Annotated in this window: 17 protein-coding genes; 10 read left to right on the forward strand and 7 right to left on the reverse strand. The window is 52.0% G+C overall.

Going from position 1 to position 20,676, the window contains the following annotated elements:
- The first annotated feature begins 78 nt into the window (after positions 1–78).
- Positions 79–1,299 carry an acetate/propionate family kinase gene (locus ACTS3T_RS00530; protein WP_462934575.1) on the forward strand — a complete coding sequence of 407 codons (1,221 nt, stop codon included), beginning with the start codon at positions 79–81 and terminating at the stop codon, positions 1,297–1,299.
- Positions 1,300–1,318: 19 nt separating this feature from the next.
- On the opposite strand, the gene ACTS3T_RS00535 is transcribed toward ACTS3T_RS00530, so the two are convergent.
- On the reverse strand, positions 1,319–2,455 hold the full coding sequence (locus tag ACTS3T_RS00535; protein WP_462934576.1) for a Vgb family protein: 1,137 nt from the start codon (positions 2,453–2,455) through the stop codon (positions 1,319–1,321).
- 115 nt (positions 2,456–2,570) lie between these two features.
- Between ACTS3T_RS00535 and ACTS3T_RS00540 the strand changes: the two genes are divergently transcribed.
- A complete protein-coding gene (locus ACTS3T_RS00540) occupies positions 2,571–3,269 on the forward strand; it encodes a DUF547 domain-containing protein (protein ID WP_462934577.1) in 699 nt (232 codons plus the stop codon).
- Here ACTS3T_RS00540 and ACTS3T_RS00545 read toward each other — a convergent pair.
- Positions 3,251–3,985, reverse strand: coding sequence for a TIGR04283 family arsenosugar biosynthesis glycosyltransferase (locus tag ACTS3T_RS00545; protein WP_462934578.1), 735 nt, complete (start codon positions 3,983–3,985; stop codon positions 3,251–3,253). The two genes, ACTS3T_RS00540 and ACTS3T_RS00545, sit on opposite strands and share 19 nt — an antisense overlap.
- 648 nt (positions 3,986–4,633) lie before the next feature.
- On the opposite strand from ACTS3T_RS00545, the gene ACTS3T_RS00550 reads away from it, so the two are divergent.
- On the forward strand, positions 4,634–4,849 hold the full coding sequence (locus ACTS3T_RS00550) for a hypothetical protein (RefSeq protein WP_462934579.1): 216 nt from the start codon (positions 4,634–4,636) through the stop codon (positions 4,847–4,849).
- Here the strand turns inward: ACTS3T_RS00550 and ACTS3T_RS00555 are convergent.
- The 4 genes from ACTS3T_RS00555 to truB form a co-directional block, all read right to left on the reverse strand.
- Positions 4,846–6,426 carry a metallophosphoesterase family protein gene (locus tag ACTS3T_RS00555; protein ID WP_462934580.1) on the reverse strand — a complete coding sequence of 527 codons (1,581 nt, stop codon included), beginning with the start codon at positions 6,424–6,426 and terminating at the stop codon, positions 4,846–4,848. The genes ACTS3T_RS00550 and ACTS3T_RS00555 overlap by 4 nt on opposite strands.
- A 331-nt stretch (positions 6,427–6,757) precedes the next feature.
- The gene (locus tag ACTS3T_RS00560) at positions 6,758–8,125 is read right to left on the reverse strand and encodes a chloride channel protein (protein ID WP_462934581.1); all 1,368 of its coding nucleotides are present in this window, start codon (positions 8,123–8,125) and stop codon (positions 6,758–6,760) included.
- Between the two features lie 609 nt (positions 8,126–8,734).
- Positions 8,735–9,133, reverse strand: a complete 399-nt coding sequence (msrB, locus tag ACTS3T_RS00565) for a peptide-methionine (R)-S-oxide reductase MsrB (protein WP_462934582.1) — start codon at positions 9,131–9,133, stop codon at positions 8,735–8,737.
- A gap of 338 nt (positions 9,134–9,471) precedes the next feature.
- The gene (gene truB / locus ACTS3T_RS00570; RefSeq protein WP_462934583.1) at positions 9,472–10,398 is read right to left on the reverse strand and encodes a tRNA pseudouridine(55) synthase TruB; all 927 of its coding nucleotides are present in this window, start codon (positions 10,396–10,398) and stop codon (positions 9,472–9,474) included.
- A gap of 229 nt (positions 10,399–10,627) precedes the next feature.
- On the opposite strand from truB, the gene ACTS3T_RS00575 reads away from it, so the two are divergent.
- Complete coding sequence (locus tag ACTS3T_RS00575) at positions 10,628–11,212, forward strand: COP23 domain-containing protein (RefSeq protein WP_462934584.1); 585 nt, start codon at positions 10,628–10,630, stop codon at positions 11,210–11,212.
- Positions 11,187–12,425, forward strand: a complete 1,239-nt coding sequence (locus ACTS3T_RS00580) for a DUF2808 domain-containing protein (RefSeq protein ID WP_462934585.1) — start codon at positions 11,187–11,189, stop codon at positions 12,423–12,425. Before ACTS3T_RS00575 ends, ACTS3T_RS00580 begins: the two co-directional genes overlap by 26 nt.
- Positions 12,426–12,444: 19 nt before the next feature.
- Here the strand turns inward: ACTS3T_RS00580 and ACTS3T_RS00585 are convergent, their stop codons facing one another.
- Complete coding sequence (locus ACTS3T_RS00585) at positions 12,445–13,830, reverse strand: alkaline phosphatase family protein (RefSeq protein WP_462934586.1); 1,386 nt, start codon at positions 13,828–13,830, stop codon at positions 12,445–12,447.
- 209 nt (positions 13,831–14,039) lie between these two features.
- Between ACTS3T_RS00585 and ACTS3T_RS00590 the strand changes: the two genes are divergently transcribed.
- The 5 genes from ACTS3T_RS00590 to ACTS3T_RS00610 all read left to right on the forward strand — a co-directional run bounded on the left by ACTS3T_RS00590 (position 14,040) and on the right by ACTS3T_RS00610 (position 20,673).
- The gene (locus tag ACTS3T_RS00590) at positions 14,040–15,005 is read left to right on the forward strand and encodes an AEC family transporter (protein WP_462934587.1); all 966 of its coding nucleotides are present in this window, start codon (positions 14,040–14,042) and stop codon (positions 15,003–15,005) included.
- 119 nt (positions 15,006–15,124) lie between these two features.
- Positions 15,125–15,730 carry a DUF3038 domain-containing protein gene (locus ACTS3T_RS00595; protein WP_462934588.1) on the forward strand — a complete coding sequence of 202 codons (606 nt, stop codon included), beginning with the start codon at positions 15,125–15,127 and terminating at the stop codon, positions 15,728–15,730.
- On the forward strand, positions 15,727–17,184 hold the full coding sequence (locus tag ACTS3T_RS00600) for a DUF4335 domain-containing protein (protein WP_462934589.1): 1,458 nt from the start codon (positions 15,727–15,729) through the stop codon (positions 17,182–17,184). Before ACTS3T_RS00595 ends, ACTS3T_RS00600 begins: the two co-directional genes overlap by 4 nt.
- A 102-nt stretch (positions 17,185–17,286) precedes the next feature.
- Positions 17,287–18,240, forward strand: a complete 954-nt coding sequence (locus tag ACTS3T_RS00605; protein WP_462934590.1) for an OmpA family protein — start codon at positions 17,287–17,289, stop codon at positions 18,238–18,240.
- Between the two features lie 444 nt (positions 18,241–18,684).
- Entirely contained in the window at positions 18,685–20,673 is a 1,989-nt protein-coding gene (locus tag ACTS3T_RS00610; RefSeq protein WP_462934591.1) for a diguanylate cyclase domain-containing protein, read from the forward strand.
- Positions 20,674–20,676: the final 3 nt, after the last annotated feature.

Here is a 20,676-nt window from a genome sequence, read left to right on the forward strand (position 1 = left end):
CCCCCCTCCCCTCCCCTCCCTCTCCCCCCTCCCCCCAACCTTCCCCAACTCCCCCAACTCCCCCCACCCCCCTCTCCCATGAAGGTTCTCATCCTTAACGCTGGATCCAGTAGCCACAAATGCCGCCTCTATGATTTGACTACCGAGACGTTGCCCCCCGACCCACCGCAACCGCTGTGGCAAGGGCAACTCGACTGGACACACCAGCAAAACCAAGTCGAGCTAACGGTAAAAACCGCAGCCGGGGCGACTCATGAGGCCGTACTGTCGGTTTCTTCGCGTCTGCAAGGGCTGTCGCGGCTACTTGAAACGCTCTGGAGTGGTGATACGCAGGTAATTGAGGAGCCAGCGGCGATCGCTGTTGTCGGTCATCGCGTCGTTCACGGGGGTGAAAACTATGCTGAAAGCGTGCGGATCGACGACACCGTTCAACAGACCATTGAATCACTCATACCGCTGGCACCCGAACACAATCCGCGTAATTTAGAAGGCATTCAGGCGATCAGCGAAATCTTAGGCGATGTGCCCCAGGTAGCGGCCTTTGATACCGCTTTTCATACTCAAATGCCAGAGGCGGCGTTTACTTACCCGGTGCCTTACGACTGGCGATCGCAAGGTATTCGCCGCTATGGGTTTCACGGCATTAGCCATCAATACTGTGCTGGACGAGCGGCGCAGTTGCTTGATCAGCCCTTGCAAAACCTGCGCTTAATCACCTGCCATCTAGGAAATGGCTGCTCGTTGGCAGCGGTGCAAAATGGGCACAGCCTCGATACAACGATGGGCTATACCCCGTTAGAAGGGCTAATGATGGGCAGTCGTTCTGGCTCGGTTGATCCGGGGCTGGTGCTACAGCTAGTGCAGCAAGATACTTACGATGCCAAGCAGCTTAGCCATCTGTTAAACAAAGCTTCGGGGCTGAAGGGTATTTTTGGCCCATCGGGTGACATGCGGCAAATCAACCAGGCGATCGCCCAAGGCGATCACCGAGCCGCCCTAGCCCTGGATATGTTTATCCACTCGCTGCGCCGTCATATTGGATCCATGCTAGGGGTTTTAGGCGGTTTAGATGCTTTGGTGTTTACCGCTGGCATTGGTGAAAACTCACCCAATATCTGGCAAGCAATCGCAGAAGCTTTTGGCTTTTTGGGGTTGAAGCTAGATGAGGCTAAGCTGACGCGATCGCCTGTTGATCAATGCATTTCAACCCCTGATTCAGCCGTGCAGGTTTGGGTAATTCATACGCAAGAAGAATGGGCGATCGCCCGCGATTGCTGGCGCTTGTTGCAAAATCAGTAGGCGATCGCTTTGCTAGCGGTTACGCCTTGCTAACCCCCCGTCTGAGCCGCAACCCCAGCGCCGCCAATGACAACAGCCCCATCCCCAAACCTGGCTCTGGTACAGGCGGTAAATCGGCGTAAGTAATCCCAATGGGGCGAATCAAATTCGCATTCGTCGGTACAAAAATGGGGCCAGAATTACCCGCAGACGGCAGCGGCTCCCCAGTAAAGCCGTCATAGCGCAGAATCGCCCCCAAATTATTGGGCTGTGTTAGATCAAAGCCCACACTAAACAAAAGGTTATCCGGCGTAAACGTCAGGCTACCGATAAAGTTGTTGCTGGGCAGCGTTGCGGTGTAGTTAGTCGAAAACGTCTCCAGTAAATTACCCGTTGCCAGGTCATAAACCCGAATACCATTGGCAAAGTCACTCGTAAACAAATTGCCATCCGGCCCAATCGCCAGCCCTAAAAAGCTCACAAAGCCAAAGCTATCGGGCGTAGGAATAGGCTGGTCAGCAAAAACCGTAGACACGCCAGTCGTCATGTCGAACCGCAAAATCTGGCTGGGTAAGCCCAAGCTAAAGTCAGGTTCGCCATTGACAGCAACGCTGCCCTGGGTTGTCACCAGCAAGCTACCATCGGGCAAAAACAGCAAATCGTTGGGGCCGTTGAGTCCACCCGGCAGGCCATTACCTGTGGCAAAAACGTCAATAAATTCACCCGTAACGCCGTCATAGCGCAAAATTTCATCGGAAAGAAAGCTGGCGACGTAGAGATTGCCATCTGGCCCAAAAGCATTGCCATAGGGACGATTGAGCGTTGGGCTGGTGGCAAAGACATCAATAAATTCGCCCGTAATGCCATCGAAGCGCAAAATAGCGGAAGGTTCGACCGTGGGGGTAGCATTATCGTTACCGCTGCTGACATAGAGGTTGCCATCTGGCCCAAAGGTAAGGTCATCGGGCGAAACCAACCCGCCGCTTCCCGTGGGGATAAACTCACCCAAAAAAGCGCCCGTTTGCTCATCAAAGCGCAACACGTTGTACCCACGACCATCCGCTGTTAAGGCTGTATTGCCCACCAGTAAAGCAGCCTCGCCAGCCGTAGCCCAACCCCACCCCAGCAGCACGCCTAAAACCACCCGCGATCGCCATCCCAGCCGATAACTACGCATACGTTTTGAATCAAAATTTAGAGGTCAGAAGTTACTGTAAAGAGGGCGGGGGCGATCGCTCCGTATTTCCTCAGACATTTTACGTAATTTTTATAAACGCCTTGTGGTCACGCGGATGGACTTTTCAGTTTGGGATCAGCTACTGCAAACTTACGTCACCCCCCAGGGTCAGGTTGATTATCAGCGCTGGCAGCAAACGGCGGCGGCTGAGTTGTCTCACTGGTTGACTAGCCTGGTCGGTATAGAACTGGCTTCCCTCACCTGTGATCAACAACTGGCGCTGCTGATTAACCTCTACAACGCGCTGGTGGTTCAGCAGATCCTCCAGCGATATCCCCTGTCAACTATTCGCCCTCGCCTTTTGGGAGTGCCAAACTGGGTCGCTTTTTTCTACTTTTTTCTGCGGCCCCTCTACCCGCTCGGCGATCGCCGCGTTAGCCTCAATACTTTAGAACACGATATTTTGCGCCCGCAGTTTCAAGAACCTCGAATTCACTTTGCTTTGGTGTGTGCCGCCGTCGGCTGTCCGCGGTTGCGACCTCAAGCCTATTGGCCCGCTCAGGTGCGATCGCAGCTTGCAGACGATGCTCAACTTTTTATCAATAACCGGGCTAAAGTTCGCTATGACCGCGATCGGCAAACGCTTTACTGTAGCCAAATCTTCAAATGGTACAAAGCAGATTTTTTGCAAGTTGCACCTTCGCTCACCGCCTACATTCAACGCCACTGGCAAAGCGACCCTTCTCCCCCCGACACCGCAGCGATCGCCTACTTACCCTACGACTGGAGCCTGAATCAGCGCACCTCTTCATAAAAGCGCTTGAGCCAGCGAGCCGAAACCCCTAGCCCCCACAGACAGCCAATACTCAAATAGATCAGGTGCGCCTTGAAAGGCCCCCACTTAGCCACCCGGCGGTTAGAAGACTGCACCACCCGATTCACCTGCCGAATTCGACCATAGCGGCTGAGGCGAACACACAAATCCGCTTCTTCCATAATCGGTAGATCAGTATTGAACCCCCCACACTGCCAAAACAGCGATCGCGGGCAAAACATCACCTGATCGCCAAACAATAGCCGACACCCCCGGCCAAATAAGTGAGGCCGAAATAGCAACGGCGCATAGTAGGTTTTCAAAAAGTTATGCAAGCTAATGCCCCAGTGGGTTTGCAGCGGCCCACTCATGAGCGAAACAAAGCCACCACAGGCGATCGCAGGATTCTCTAAGGTTTGCTCAATGACAGCCGCCACGTCATCCGGTACCTGCGTATCGGCGTGCAAAAAGCACAAAAATTTACCCTTAGCCTGCTCGGCTCCCTTATTCATTTGGTGCGATCGCTGGGCTATGGCAGAAGCCACCACGGTAAGACCCGCAGCTTTGGCGATCGCCACCGTTTCATCATCACTACCCCCATCGACCAAAATTATTTCTCGCACAGCAGGGGTGAGCAAACGCAACTGTCTAATCGTGCGCTCTAGATAGCCAGCTTCATTTAGCGCTGGAATAATGATAGAAACATCAGCAGTCAAGTGAGCATCCTGGCCAGCTAGCCCTTTTGAAAGCAGTGTAAAGGAGCTAGGGGAGCAGCGTTGTCTGACGGGGGGAGGAAGATCACAACCTCAGCTCCAATTTGCTCCACTGCTCCGGCTGCTTCCGGTTGAACCGCTCAAGCTGGCAGCTAGGCTACCGAATTTTTGGCTTTTGGTGTTAGCTTGTTGTTTCGCAGGGTAGAGGAATTGTGGAAAACTCTGTGGAAAACTAGCCTTCTAAAAGTGTTGGACTTAACCAAATGCAGTCTTCTACCCCTACCAGCGATCGCTAGCGCTGCTTAGAGGCTGCTGCTGGGGTGTGTAGCTTTAGGCATGGCTCAAGTCATGTAGGCGGGGCAGCGCCGGAAAGCGGGGCAAATGGCTCTAAAGCTAGTACCTGGCCTTTGGTATGCGATCGCGCAGGGGGCTTTTTTAACCCAGAAAGATATTTGACTTTGTCATTCTTAATGCAAATACATAGTCTGATTGTCAAACGTTATAAATCCGCCAGTTGCGATAACTTTTACCATAGTCCCCTTGTAGCTTTCTCGCAGTAGCGTTAGTCTAGTCCTAGAAATCTAAAGAAAATATAAAACTCTAGATAAAAATCGCTTTCTTTCGTGTTCCTGTTAAGTAGGACGGACAAACATGAATGCTTCTCTCTTGCGTTTGCTCTGGTCCAGAATCGAAAAAACCCCCGCTGACATTCTGACCCGGCTCGGCAGCGACGGCCTAACGCAGTATTTGCTGGGGCAAATCACAAACGATGTTTGCCTTAGCCCGGAAGAATGCAGCGCGGTTGGCTCTTATATCAGCACTCGGGCTGTGTTAATTCAAGATCTAGCTTATGCGCGTGTTCATTAAAGCACAATGGCATTAAGCTCATAATCTTGCCAGGTTTGGTGGTATCGCTCTGAAATGTAAGGGCGCACTACAAACTGAGGCGTTGCTGTCGCCTGCACATCGATGCGCAAAAACGAGTAGGGCCGTCGCCGTTCATGGCGATGACCTTCAAGGCCGACATACAACTGAGACTTAGCCACTAAGCGCTTTTCACGATAAGGCGCTTCAGCTTGAGGAAACATTTCATTTAGTTCGGCTCCTTCCGGTCGCTGCCGTCTGAGGCTGAGACCACTGCCGCCGCAGACAATCCAATTGAGATGGGCATCAGCGTGGCCGGTATCGAGCGTACGTAAATATTCAAAGCAATGGGCATGACCATTGAGTACCAGATCGACCCAGGGGCGATCGCCGCGATTGTGATGGCCGATGGCCGCTGCGACGCCATCGAGTGCCCAGCGTAAATGCTGTCGCACAGCCAGGGTTTGCCCTTGTCGCCACTTGGTGACTTCACTGACATAGGGCGGGTGATGAAAAAACAAAATTCGTCCGCGTACTTGGGGATTTTGCCAGGAGGCAATTAGCCGCTCTTTTAACCAGAGCAGTTGTTCTAGGTCAACGGTTTCAATGGTTTGAGCAGCTAGCTGCTTATCGATGTCGCGGCGAATTTCAGCCAGTTGCTCTAGCTTGCTGCTGAGGTCGTCTAGGCGCTCTGCTTCGGCAGCGATGGTTGCCTGCAGATGGGCGGCTTCGGCCTCAATTTGGGCGGCTTCAGCGGCGATCGCCCGACGGTGTGCTTGCAACATTTGTCGGTAGCTGTCGCCATAGTGATCGTTGGGTAGCGGCGAGGGGGCATTGAGCGTGCTGGAATCTAAAGCAAAAAAATCGATGCCGCCGTAGCGAAAGCTGTAGTAGCGATTGGGCAGGCGGGTAAACTGCCCTGGCTGATAGCGCAGACAGCGGCCTGTTTCTGTTTGAGCAGTGTAGTGGCGATCGAGGTGGTGGGCTAGCGCTGGGGGCGCTAGCCCCTTTAGGTAGTCTAAAAACGCCCGTGCAAACGCATCTCCCTGAAAGGAACCATGGCGGCCAATGTTGCGCTGTAATGGCTGACGCCGCCAGCGTCGCCAGGGTTGAATTAGCGGGGCAAACAAGCTATACAAGCGAGGCAAATCGTAATAGTCGTGATTGCCCAGTACTGGCAAAAACGGCAAGGCAAACACCATTTGATCATAGGGAATTTGCTCAGGGCGATCGCCACCCACTAAAAACTCCCGGTAGGGCTGAAGAAAGTTGCCGGGATATTGTTCGCTAGAGCCGCTTTGATAAACGACATCACCCGTGTGCAGCAGAAAGCGACAGTCAGCGTGATGGGGCAGCATTTGCTCAGCAATTCGTCGCTGCGGGTCGTGCGTACCGTGGCTACCTGAGCCGCTGTCGCCAATGACTAAAAAAGAGAAGCTTTCATCCTGCTTACAGCCATCGTCGATCACAAAATGGGTTTGATCGATGCTGTTTTCAACCATCAGCGGATGCTGCCACTGCACCCGCTGCTTCATTTTTTGAATCTTGGTGGGAAGGGTGGGTTCTAGCAGCGGAAGCATAGGCGAACAGCTACGAGCACATCTGCTTATAAGGTAGCCCTATCTCTGGCCGTCTGCCGAGTTCAAACGGTTGACTAGAGATTGCGCCGTGGCATTTTGGGGTACTTCACTGGGCACCTGAACTTTCCTGAACTTTTTACTGACTTTTCTCCATCGACGATCTGACTAAAAACGCAGACACTGGGTTTATCCGAAGTACCTAAGGTCATGCCGGGAGAATCTTCTGCAAAGACAGCTGCTTTATAGCTGTCGGGTCAGTTTGAAGGTTCTCCGGTTTTTTTTGCTTGAGCGCCACCGTTGGCTAGCGATACTGAACGCTTTGGTTTAGCCTTTACAATCCCATCGCGAGCTGAGTTTGGGTCGCAACAGACGGGGCAGTCTCTGAGGGCATCCGCGATCGCTGGGTTCGAATCATAGAAATCTGGCTGGTCAGCAAAAAGCTGGTAAAGCTAGCAATGACAATTACAGGCAGCATCGCCGTTCCGGACAAGACGCTGAGGATAATGCTGGTGCTAATCGGGGTTTTGGTGACAGCTACATTGACAGCCGCCATTAAACAAACCATGCCTACCGTTGGATGCACCTGAGGAATTGCCAAGGCGATCGCCAGCCCTACATTGGCACCTATAAAAAATAGCGGAAAGATAAAGCCTCCCAAAAAGCCAGAATGTAGCGTAATGCTAATAGCAAACATCTTAGCGACAGCAATCATCAGCAACGCTGCAATTCCTAATAACGCTCCAGTTTCAATAACTGTATGAATTTGAGCTTCACTGAAAAAAAGTGTTTGCGGAAAAACAAAGGCAATCAAACCAATCAACAGCCCGCCTAGCGTAGCTAACAAAATACGGTAGGCGGCTAGCGGCGCTAGCAAATGACCTACCCCCCGAAACACATAGATAAAGATCACAGCTACCCCTGCGCCGACGACCCCTAACAGCAAACCTTCTAACAGATTGATGGGCACGAGAGGGGGCACCGATTCAAAGTGATAAAAGCCGCCAATGGTCATGCCAGTACTAATGCGAAAAACCGCAAACGACAAGATAGCTGAAATGACAGCCGGTGCTACCGCTTCGTAATATTCTAATCCCCGCCGATGAGGAATTTCTAAGGCAAAAATAGCCGCTCCGATCGGGGCACCAAAAAAAGCGCCCAACGCCGCACTCATGCCGCAAAAAGTGAGGACGCGAACGGAGGTAGTATCTAAATTTAACCTGTCTCCCAACCAGCTACCGAAACTGCCATTTACCTGTACTAAAGGCGCTTCTGGCCCAGCACTTCCACCAGCGCTTATAGCAACTAACGAAGCAATTACCATCGCGGGCGTTTTGCGGACATCAATCCGCCCTGGGTTATGAATTTTGTCAACAACTTGAGCCATTTCTCCGGGTAACCCCATGCAGGTCAGGATCACGCCCACACCCAAGCCACCAACCGTTGTTGCCATCCAAACATAGTTAGCCTTTGGCAACCAGTTGGGAAAAAAAGGAGCGATCGCCTCCGGCACCGTTTGCCAAGCACCCGCCATCAGCGCTTCTAAAACAAAGTAGTAGGTGGTTGCTACGACACCTCCCACTATACCAATAGCAGCTGAGCAAATGACAAGCTGCAAATAGGTTAGCTGACGGCTAGTTTCAGAATCTTTGCCAACAAAAATCTGCTCACTTTCTGGGGACGAATCAGTCTGAGTAGACAATTTTAGTAGCCTCAAAGGAGTTTACGACATGGCTAAAATAAGTGAGTAGTTGACCCCAGTTCAGTACCAGGTTAAGCCACATACTCATTAAATTGCCTGCTGCACAATTCACCGTTTCAGCTAAATTACTAAAATGCGTTTGGCTATTTGGTGTATCCCAGTACAAACCATTTTTTCTGATGCTAAACCTGCATTTCCCTTATGCAAATTATGAATAATGACTACCAAAAATAACGGCCAAAGACAACTAGCTTTGGCCGTTACTAAGAGGATGTTTGAAAAGATATCTGCTGCGTAGCAAAACGGTCTAGATCCTCCTAAATCCCTCTCAAAAAGGGGGACTTCCGATCTGATTCCCCCTTTTCAGGGGGCTAGGAGAGATCGATGAGTGTCTAAAATCACAGCCCCTGGCTTTTCAAACACTCTCTAAAGAGTAGCAGATATAGATTTTGAAGAAGATAGAGCTGTAGCTATCAGCGTTGAAAGCCTTAAATGGCTGAAACCCCCTTAAAGATTTTCTGTCAAAAAAACTTTCATTTTGCTGTTGTCCTGCTACTTTTAGCTATAGCTTGGCTGCTGAGAATTTAACTCTTAAGTGTAAGCATAAGCCTAGCTTTTTTGATCAAAATCTAGAGCGGCTGAGTTCATGCAGTAACGCAATCCGGTCGGTTGGGGGCCGTCTCGAAAGACGTGACCTAAATGGGCATTACAGGTCGCGCATAAAACTTCAGTGCGAACCATAAAGTGGCTAAAGTCCATTTTGGTTTCTACGTTCTCTTCTTTGACGGGTGCCCAAAAGCTGGGCCAGCCTGTACCCGAGTCAAATTTTTCTGCTGAACTAAATAAGGGTGTGCCGCAGCAGATACATTTGTAAGTACCTGACTGCTTGTTGTCGTGATACTTTCCTGAAAAAGCACGCTCAGTACCCTTTTCGCGAGTTACGTGATATTGCTCTGGCGTGAGCTGTTCTCGCCATTGGCTGTCTGTCTTTTTGATTTTTTCAACCATTTTTCTACTCACTTCCACAACTGGCATACCTGTCCGGTCTATTGTTGAAGCCGTCGTTTCACCATAGCCTTCCAGTAGGTTTGATTTTATACATTAGAGAAAAAACTGGCGACAAGTGTTGTTGACCAGAGCACAGCTTGAGGCTGTAGGTTCGTGTGTTGGGGGGTGGATTCTGATCAAAACCCATCGCTCATTTAATCGTGAAGCTACTTGATGCCCGATCAGCCGTCAAACATTGAATGACTAAGCAAACGCTTATCGCCTGCTCCCAGCTAAGCATATTGACTTAGTCGGTGACATCTATCACTTAGCAGGCATTCATTGAGTTGAACTGTTTTTTATTCTCCACCCGGTGCAAAGACCATCTTGGGCACCAGTTGCCGACCCTGAGGTGTTTCGGCGATCGCGCCAATGCCTAAAAAGCGTCGCCCCGGATCTTCAATCCGCAGACTAACCGCCGCCGTTAGCGTTTCATCGGTCAGCATGATCTTTTGGCCGTGAGTCCAAGCAGTTGCCTGGGCAAATGGCAAGGTCAAACCTGGCAGGTGTTGTAAAACGGCGGCGGGAGCTACAGGTACAAATAGCCCTGCTTGCGTTTGTTCCGTCAGCTTTTCTAACGTCAAGCTGGTATCAAGAGCAAAACCACTACTCCAGGTGCGTACGAGGTTGGCTAAGGTTGCCCCCGTCCCTACAGCTAAGCCCAGATCTCGCGCTAGCGAACGAATATAGGTGCCCGAACCACAAGCGATCGCAACTTCGAGTTCTGGATAGTCGCCAGGTACCCAGCTTAAAACTTTAATGTCGTAAACCGTCACGCTGCGGGTAGGGGCGGCGATCGCCTGACCTCGGCGAGCCTGACGGTAAAGCCGTTGTCCCTGCACCTGAATGGCGCTGTAGGTAGGGGGCACCTGTTCAATCGTGCCTTGAAACGAGATTAAGGCGGCTTCAACCGTTTCTAGCTGTAGATCAGGAACAGGTTTTGCTTTGATTTCTTCGCCTTCGAGATCATCGGTTGTGGTAGCCAAGCCAAAGCGAATGACCGCTCGATACGCTTTATCGGGATGCAGATATTGAATCAACCGGGTAGCGCGGCCTATGGCAATGGGTAAAACGCCAGTGGCTAGCGGATCTAGCGTCCCCGCGTGGCCGACTCTTTTGATTCCCAACAGTTTGCGGGCTTTGGCGACGCAGTCATGCGAAGTAAACCCGGTGGGCTTATGGAGATTGAGAAATCCCTGCACTGGTGATCCAACAAATCGATGCATTCAGCTTACCGTAGCTGTTTGGCGTTCTGCAGCTAGGGCTGTCATTACCAGCGTTAAGATCTGCCAATTGCAAAAAGCCGCTGCCAGAAAAGCTTTCCTTCTGTCTGCTGCCTGCTACCTTTGACTCTTGCAGTCGCCGCTCACCTTAAACAATTCTCACGGCTTCCTGAAATCGGCTGAATCCCTTGCATAGAATAGAACTACTGAGTGAGGGGGGAAACGGAAGGCTATGGGTCGCTTGAGGACTAGCCTGGGGGTAGTGGCGATCGCCCTTGTAGGTTTGGCCAGCGTTGAAGCCGCTCAAGCAGAAGCAGTAGTTACGTTTGACTGTCGCTTGCAAGCGGGCGTGCCCACAACCGTTGCCCAAACGTCGCAGGGTATTGTTGCGGTGGTGCAGTGGAGCAGCAATGAGATTGCGATCGCCCCTGGAGCTACTGCTGCATCGGCCTGTGAAGCTGCTACTGAGCAGTTCCAAACGTATCTGGCGACCGAGACGGCCTACATCACCACCGGACGGATGAATGGCGAACTGGTCGCTTGCGCTGCGTCGCAGGCAGGCGGCGGCTGTCAGGGACGGTTGTTTGCCTTGCAGCCTGAAGTACGACCCCGAACAGCGCTACAGCGCATTTTGCAAATTCGCGTACCGAATGATGGCCCCATTGAAGAAACAGGGCCACGGCTATATGTTTCCTTTGCCCGTTATCTACAAGGGGGATATCCGGCTTTATCTGTTGGAGAGCCTTCTCCAGCATCCCGCAGCGCTATTAAACTTAGCCCGGAGGTGAAAGATGCGGTTTTTCAAGCTGACGTCTAGGGTTGGTGGGGCGATCGCGGGTATGAGCGCTTTGGTGATTGTGCCGCTACAGGTTTTGGCTCAGCTCAGTGGTGCTGATGTCAATGCGATCGCCAAAGGAACTACCGTTTTAATTGCGGGGCAAAACGCTGGTTCAGGCGTTATTTTTGACCAGCAAGGAGACACCTACTATGTGCTAACGGCTAAGCACGTGGTTGCCACCGAAGACGAATACGAAATTGTGGCACCTGACGAAACCACTTATCCTTTGAGCTATCGCACAGTGCAACTGATGCCGTCAGTAGATTTGGCGGTCTTGCAGTTTAACAGCCGCCAAGCTTACGAAAAAGCCAAGCTGGGCAATTCCGATACCCTCTCGGAAGGAGACACGGTATTTATTGCTGGCTGGCCAGCGGCAGGAAATGCTATTCCGCATATCTATCAACTGACGACAGGCCAAATTTCGGGGCTACCCCGGCGACCTCTGCCGGGGGGCTATGGCTTGATCTATACAAACGTCACGCGCGAAGGCATGAGTGGTGGGCCTATTTTTGATCAACAGGGGGAGGTGGTGGGCATCCACGGTCAGGCAGAAGGGCGCGAAGTTTACCTGCCAAGCTATGAGGCTGATCCAACCGTAGTGAGGGCTGGCTTTAATCTGGGCATTCCGGTCAATACGTTTTTGCATCAGGCTCAGCAAAATGCCCCGTCTGGAACGTCGCTAGAGCGCATTAGCGCGATCGCGGAAGCCATTCCATCCCCGCCTGCCGCCTCTCCTCCGGCTTACTTTGTGCAGCCGCCTCGCTTGCAAGATACCCGGGTGCCCAACAACTTAGAAGGGCGACAAACGACCTACTATTTCACTCTAGATCTACCCGCGTCAGCAGGTGAGTCCCTAGAACAAGTCACCATTACCCAAACCCTTGGCAGCGACTATCCCCGCTTTAGCGCTCGTCGCACAACGGCCTTTACTGGCACTTACCGCGATCGCGGTTCTGACCTGCCTTTAGAGTTTGTGGTTAACGACACGACCAGTCGTACGGTGACCCTTAGCTTCAATCCACCCGTACCGCCGGGACAGCAACTAACCCTGGCTTTAGACGTGCGCGGCAATCCTGACGAAGGCACCTATCAATATCGGCTGGAGGCTTATCCTCCCGGTGCAGAAGGTTTGTCGCAGTATTTGGGGCTAGCGAGACTACAGTTTTATCGACCTGCTTCAATCAAGTTTTAGCGCCAGCCGTTGGCTACCTTCAAACAGGCAACACCTTACCCCGCAAATCGGCTGGAGCCGCCAAACCATAGCGACTCAGCAGCGTAGGCAAAATATCGTAAATTTGTGCCGCTGCCAGTACCTGCCCCCCCTTGGGTTGCTGCGGATCGTGAAAAATCATCAGACCATAGGGAGCATGATTGGCATCATCAGGCCCCGTGTCGTTGTTGGTGGTGTAGAAGCTGCCCAAGCCGACACTACCGACCGATCGCCAAGCCAAATCATCAAAGTAGGCAATCAGATCCGGGGCTAAGCCGCGCACCTTTTGGTAAATCTTTTGCGGTCGAAAGATTTTGATGTTGAGGGATGATCCGGTGGGGCTGGGCAAAGCTGAGAGCTTTTCAATAATTTCAGTGCGCGTATTTTCATAGTCAGCCATGGGCACTATTCCTTGCGGTTCTCGCCCTTTGACATTTAGAAAAATTCGCCCATAGTAGCCTCCTGCGCCCCATGCTTTGGTCTGGCTCCAATCGACGGCTGCGGCATCTAAAGCCTGCACTTCAGCGGGGGGTTCTTTAAGAACCAGGTAGCCCGCGGCAATTAGCCATTCGTTTAAGCAAATGCCGCCCATTAAAGGCTGTGCCCCGTGATCAGAAATGACCAACACAGCCGTCTCTTTGCCACAGCGATCTAAAAGCTGCGCTACTTGCTGATCGACATGACAGTAATAATCGTGAATGGCATTGGCAAAGGCTGAGCCAGCCTGATGCTGGGGATGATTGACATCCATCGGTTTCCAAAAAGAATGGTGAATGCGATCGACTCCCATGTCTACCAGCATTAAAAAGTCAGGTGAATCTTGGTCAATGAGCTTTTGGGCTAGCAAAAATCGCTGGTTGCAAAGCGTATAGATGTTGTCTAAAATTCGTTGCTTATCTTCGGAGCGAAAATGCGGCACATCTAGCAAAAAGTCGGGCATCCAGCTCAAAATTTGCTGGGCTAGCTCAGGAGGGTGGGTAAAGGCGGTTTCAGGGTTGGGGGTCAAAAAGCAAGATACCAGCGAACCGTTGACGGGATAAGGCGGAGAAGTGCCAGGAACCCCCAGCACCGAAACGTGCCAGCCCGCTTCGCCCAAAATATCCCACAGGCGCGGCAGCCGCACCGCCCGCCCGTCGGAAATGGCCATAGAGTCGTAGCTTCGGTTTTGGCGATTGCGAAAGCCATAAATTCCCAGTTCCCCCGGATCGCGGCCACTCATCATGCAGCTCCAGGCGGGCACTGTAATCGCGGGAATACTGCTTTCTAGGCGGCCATAGCTGCCCTGTGCCATCAGCCGCGACAGCGTCGGCAGGTCTGATCGCCACTGGTCAAACACCAGGGAAGGTTCCATGCAGTCAAGACCAATGATCAGTAAGCGAGGAGACATAGCGACTCAGTCAAAACGGCTAAAACAGCGGTCAGATTATTGTTTCATCATGACGCATTGCTAGCGTTTAGGGTTTAGGGCTTGAGAAAACTGAACGCTGGCGCGATCGCAGCGCCAGCCCATACCTACCTAGATTGTTTAACGAGACCAGCCGTGAAATGGCTTAGTCTTGTAGGACAATGGACTATTGCGATGATTAGCAAACTTCTATGGCTGACAGCCTGCTTCAGGCCTACGTTCCGCTTTTACTATGGCCAGGTTTGGGACTGATTCTCTTTCGGCTTTTGCCAGAGGCGGTTCCGCGCTTTTTGGGGCGATCGCTCTATTGGGTGGGCGTGCCGCTAGAAATTTTTAGCCTCATTCGTCGGGCTGACCTTTCCAGCGATATTGGTTTAACGCCAGTCATCACTGCCGTTGCTTTAATTTTAGGGTTGGTGCTGGCAGAGCTGGGCTGGCGCTTGGGGCAAATGCTGAGTCAGTTGTCTCTATTCAAGCCGTGGGTGCCTGAGGTAGATTGGAGCGATCGCGCCTTGCAGGGCAGTTTTACCCTGGCGGCGATGATTGGCAATACGGGGTTTGTCGGTTTGGCGATCGCCCCTGTTTTTGTCAGCGATCGCTACTTGAGCTGGACGGTTTTTTATAGCGTTGCTCACAATCTCATTGGCAGCTATGGTTTAGGCGTTTTTGTGGCTAGCACCTATGGCCGCGCCGAACTGCCCCATTCGCGCTGGCAGCGACTTAAAGATCTGGTGACGATGCCCTCTCTTTGGGCTATGATCCTTAGCCTGACGTTGCGAATCGTTCCGTTTCCGGAAGGGGTGGAACGAGGGTTGCAGCAGTCGGTTTGGATTGTGATTCCGATGGCGCTGCTGCTGCTGGGAATGCGGCTCAGCCAGTTAAAAAACTGGACGTACCTATCGCTAGCCCTGGTACCCAGTTTGATTAAGGTAGGCTTAGTACCGAGTGGCATTGGCCTTTTGGCGATCGCCTTGGGGTTGCCTCAGCCTGCGTGTCTGGCGCTGGTTTTGATGTCGGGCATGCCAAGTGCCTTTGCAGGCATCATTTTGGCAGAAGAATACGACCTCAACCGAGATCTGATGACCCTAAGCATAGCGCTCACAACGGTAGCGCTGTTGGGCATACTACCGCTGTGGATTTACCTATTTAATAGTTAGGTGGCAGGAGATCAAGCCAGCGATCGCGGTTTTAACCCGTCGGGGTTCGGCCATTTCTCCAATCTACTAAAGCCACAACCGTGTTTTGATAGAATTCTGCTGGATAGCGCTGAAGCTGCATGCAAGTATATAGCCCACCGGAAACTGCGATGTCTCTTATTTTGGACAGCCTGCCTGATCCAGATGTCCTTGGCGAGGGCTGTCCTCGCCGCACCAAAATCCAAATTGATTTTTTGCTACTGGCGCTAGAAGCTCTTGATCTAAAAGCGTCGGAAGCAATGCTGTCAACGGCTCAGGAGTTAGAACTCAATAGCGTCATTCCTGGACGGGTTGGGCTTTGGCTAGTACGCAGTACCAATCCTTTGCGCCGCTCGAATCAGCGTCGGCCCCTGTCCATAGCAGAAGCTAAGGCGTTAGTTTTAATTGCGTGCCACTTGGCTCGACGCCTGACCGTGTTAATCCGGCAGCTATTGCTCGGTTACCAGCAGCTCAGCGACAAGCAGCTAGCTTTAGAACATCACTTTCGGTTGGCAGACTATCTCAATCGATTTCGGGCGCATTTTCGTTCTCGCATGAATCCCCGGCGGGCGGCTGTGATGGCTTATAACTCTGACGAAAAGCTAGACGAGCTGGCAATTGAACTGCTGAGCCAGTTGTTGCTATGTACGGGTACCCACGGCCCTCAGCGCCTCTGGAGTAGCTTGTTTGATGGAGAGGTTGCATGACGATTCAACGCCAATATACGCTACCCAACTGTAATCTCATCCTGGAAGGTCTGAGCACCCAAAGCGGGCAAGCCTTTTCGGAGACGATGAATATTTTGGTGAGTGCCGAATGTCATTTGGGCAACTCAGCTCAGGTACTCAAAGGCGATCGCGCTTTTTTTGAAAGCTTAGTCAACACGGTCAATCAGTACGGCCAGGAACTGCTTAGCGGCTTGCCGCACCATCCGCGCACCCACGGCGCTGTGCCAACGGTAGAGTTGCATCAGGGCGAAGGCCCTTACCATCACCTGCTGGTGCGATCGCCAGAGCCTGCTAACGGGGCTGAAGTGGCAGGTTCAGGAAATGCCACAGAAATTAAGCTGACAACGGTGCAGCTCTTTGATTTGATTGAAGCGGTTGATCAGTTCTTGGCTGACAGCCAAACCCTGCCTGAAATTAGCTTTAGTGTGCCTTCTTTACCCCGCCGCTATGCTAAAGCTGACAAACCCGTCACCCAGCGTGCCCTCCCTGCCGTTATTGGAGCCTCTACTTTAGCCGTTGCGTCCGTGGCCTTGTTTTTTGTGCCGACTCCCAAGTTTACGCCGCCTGAGCGTCCAACCCCTGGCTCAGAAGAAAGCAGCGGCACCGCCAATGAAAACACGTTGGCTGAGGAGCCGCCAACCGCTCCGCTGGATCCGACCGCATCGACCGCATCGGCTCAGCCAGCCGATGTTGTAGCAGCGGCAGCGGCGCTAGATGAGCGGGTAGAAACCTCTCCAGCTATTACAGATGCGGCGCAAATTGCCACCCTGCAACAGCAACTCGAAACGAGTTTGCAAGATCAACTCACCCGCCCAGCCGACTTTGAAGATCAACTGGTTTATCGAGTGGCGGTTTCTAGCCAGGGAGATATTATTGGCTACAAATACGTCAACGATGCCGCCTTGCTCAATGTAGATGCAACGCCGCTGCCAGAACTTACCTACATCCCGGTTGATGAAGCGTTAGTCCAGCAAGAACCAGTTGCTCAGTTTCGGGTGACGTTTACACCATCAGGCGAGCTAGGCGTTGAACCCTGGACAGCGGTTGCTCAAAGCACTCAGGCTGAGTCGGCGGCACCGTCTGTTTCCCAGGCGGCTTCCTCCCAGGCGCTACCTGAAACGATTGAGAACGAGATTAGAACAGCCAGCTTAATTGAAGATCTCAATCAAGAGCTTTACCGAACACTACGCGATCGCGATCGACCTGAACCGACTTCAGACTTAGCCTATCGTGTGCGCCTGAATGAAGCGGGGGATCTGGTTGGCTATGAAGCCTTAGACGCTAACAGCCGCACAACTGCGGCAGAAACGCCTTTGCCGGAGCTGGTTGAGGCTGATAGTGATGCTTCAGATCCGCAGGTAGACTTTCGAGTGGTGTTTACGGAAGCGGGCGTTTTGGAGGTAAATCCTTGGAAAGGATGGCCGCAGCAGTAGCTAGTCGCTTTGAACTTAAGCTGCTTTTAAGCTTTTGTCCCTTAGAGGCGGCAAGTTTCTCGCTACGCTGAACAGAGCGCCCACCACTATGATCCCAAGGCAATGATTGAGGACGGGACTGCTGCCGAAAATCCACGAAACCCTGAGCCAATAGCCGTTGAAGAAAGCTGGCTGCGATCGCTGCTGGTATTTTGGGTGCGGCTGCTGTTGCTGGGTGTTAGCAGCACTTTGGCTTGGCTGGTGGGTCTTTTGATTGCTCAGTTTTTTCCAGCACCAGCCACGTCATCCCCCCCACTGCAGGAGAGTGTTTCACGCCAAGGCAACCGAATTGTGACAAAATTGCAGCAGTTGCCACAGTGGTGGCAGCAGGGGAACACTGCTCCACAAGTCATTGTGCCGAATTCTATACCTGCTACGTCAGCGGCCGGGGATAGCTCAGAAGCGGCGTCTAGGCCCGATCTTACGCCTGCAGAACGAGAAACCATTGCGGCTGAGTTATCTGCTTTAAGAAATGAGCTAGCCAGTTTAGGCGATCGCGCGGCTGAACTAGAAACTCAAGTCGGACAATCGCGCTCCCCCGGAGCGCTAGAAGATCGACTAGAAGCCATTGCTGCGGCTATTACTCCGCTACCAGCCCCTTCAGTTTCTCAAACTGCCGACCCTTCCTTATCGCGACCGCTAGAACCGTTACCCAACGCTACGCCTTCAACCCTGCCTTTACCCAAAATCACTTTGCCTGGTCAGGTGCTGTTTGCTGCCGACAGCACTCAACTGCGCCCCGAAGCAGAACCTTTGCTAACGGCTCTGTTGCCGGATCTTAGAACTTACCCCGGCGCGACTATTCTGATTGGTGCCCATACGGAGCCAAAATCAACTGTAGATGAAAGTCGCCAGCTTTCTTTTTTGCAGGCTACGGCTGTGCGGCGATATCTGGCGGCGCAGTTGGGAGAGGGCTATCGCTGGTTACCTATTGGCTATGGTCAAACGCGTCCGGTTGGGGGCGATCGCGCGGCGCAGAGTTACCGCATTGAGCTAGTCATTATTCCGGCTGATTAAACATTGCTGCCCGCCAATTTTTTCTGTTTGGTGAGGAGCGTCAGTGATTTTTCCCAGACTGTTAAACAGGAGATATTGCAAAGGCAGCGGGCAAAAGAAAAGCGTTTCTGTTAAGAGCGTTCAGCCAGTTATAGAGCTAAAGCCAGAAGGTTAAAGGCAGCAGGCAAAAGGAAAGTATTTCTGTCAGCGGCGTTCAGCAATTTGAGTGTCTCAATGCTGGTGGTTACAGCGATAAAAGGCAAAAGTCTAACGAATGAACAGCCGGACAAACCCGACAATTCTTTCTAATTGTTTTTTCTGGTCGTCAATGCGCATTTAGCTGAAAAACCTACAGCAAGTTGCGTATTTTCCAAGATTTCATTTGGCCTGAACCCACCTTAAAATCAGCATCAGGCATCTACCTGAATGGCTCAATGGCCATTTTTATTCACAGGAGTCTTGCACATGTCTCTTGCCCTGCAGCTTAGCTCTACTTTGTCTGCAAATTGGTTTCATATTGTCGCTCTTAATCGCAACTTGGCTAAAATTCCAACGACCTCATTTACCGCTGCGCGCAGCCAGCCAGCCGATTTCTTGAGCAGCTTTCAGGCTTTTCTGATGCCGCTAACACAGCAGTCTTTTAAGCAAGTGAGCAGCCAGCTTGAGCGAGAACTGTCGATTGTTAATCAGTCGCTACAGATGCTTCAAGATCAGGGGTTTGAGCGAATTTTGCACGTCATGCTAGAGGCGATCGCTTTTAAGATTGCTGAGTTGCTGAATGCTGATCGCACCTCAATTTTTTTGCTGGATGAAACCAATCAAGAGCTGTGGTCGATTGTGGCTGAGCAAGATACAGGCAAGCCCATCGAAATTCGCCTACCCCTGGGGCAGGGAGTGGCTGGGCTAGTAGCTAGCCAGCAGCAGACGATTAATATTCCCTTTGATTTCTACAGCGATCCGCGATCGCAAGAGGCCAAACAACTCGAACAGCAGACGGGCTATCGCACCTACACAGTGCTAGCGGTTCCGCTTTTTGACCAGCAGGGAAATTTTTTGGCCGTTGTGCAGTTGCTTAACAAATTGCTGCCCCATAGCCACTGCGAAGCGTTTGTTGAGCGTCTCGATCCACAAGGATTTACCCCCCAAGACGAAAAACTGCTGAAAGACTTTAGTAATACCATTCGTCTGATTTTAGAAAGCTCTCAGCGTTTTCATACGGCGGCGCGGCAGCAGCAGGCTGCTGCTGCGTTGATGAAAGCTACCCAGTCTCTGAGCCAAAGTGGCCTGAGGCTAGAAGAAACGCTACAGCGAGTGATGAATGAAGCCAAGCAGTTGATGAACGCCGACCGCAGTACTTTATGGCTGCTCGATCGACAACGGCAGATCTTGTGGGCTGAAATTCCGACGGCAAACGGCTCTTCTAAAACGATGGAAATTGCTGTTGGGCAAGGCTATGTAGGGCGAGCAGCCGCCCAAAAGCAGGCTTGCAATATTCCCTATGACCTCTATCAGCGCCAAGACTCTGAGATGGCACAGCAGGTAGATCACATTAGCGGCTACCGTACCTACAGCCTGCTTTGCGTGCCTGTTTTTGACCCCAGCGGTGAGCTAATTGGGGTGACGCAGCTTGTGAATAAGCGGCGCAATCAAACTCATTTAACCGAAGATTCACCTGCTGGCGGCACCACTCCGGTTCAGTTTCGGGCTGGCTTTTCCAAAGAAGACGCGGCCTTTTTGGAAATTTTTAATATCCATGCGGGCATCGCCTTGCAAAATGCACTTTTTGTAGAAGAGTTAGAAAAAACGGTAGCGGCTCGCACCCAGGAACTGCACGAAAAAAACCAGCAGCTACAGCGAGAAGTAGAAGAGCGGCGGCGGGCTGAGGTGACGCTTGAAATTCTTAACTGTGAGTTGCAGCAGCTAGCCAACCTAGATGGTCTAACACAGGTGGCTAACCGCCGCTATTTCAACCAATATTTGCAAGACCACTGGCAGCGATCGCAGATCGCCAACCAGCCGCTGTCTCTGATTTTGTGCGATATTGACTGCTTTAAGCAATATAACGACACTTACGGCCATCTAGAAGGTGACAAATGCCTGCAGCAAATTGCTCAGCTTTTGAGTCAAACCTTGGTCAGTCCGCAGGGATTGGTGGCGCGCTTTGGCGGTGAAGAATTTGCCGTCGTTTTACCCAATACTCCGGCGGAGACAGCGCTGCTGTTGGCTGAAGCTTTGCGTCAAGCCGTTTGGCAGCGGGCTATTCCCCATGCAGCCTCGCGGATTGGTCAGCGGGTAACGTTGAGCTTGGGAGTCGCAACTGAAATTCCCAGTCGGCTACACTTACCGAAGAATTTGATTGCAGCGGCTGATCAAGCGCTATACCGAGCCAAGGCGGCAGGGCGTAATCAAGCGATCGCCGCAGAGTGGGTGTTGGTGAAGTCGTCAATGGCGTAGCTG

The sequence above is a fragment of the Almyronema sp. genome, from assembly GCF_052168255.1.
Classification (GTDB): domain Bacteria; phylum Cyanobacteriota; class Cyanobacteriia; order Phormidesmidales; family Phormidesmidaceae; genus Sphaerothrix; species Sphaerothrix epifaneia.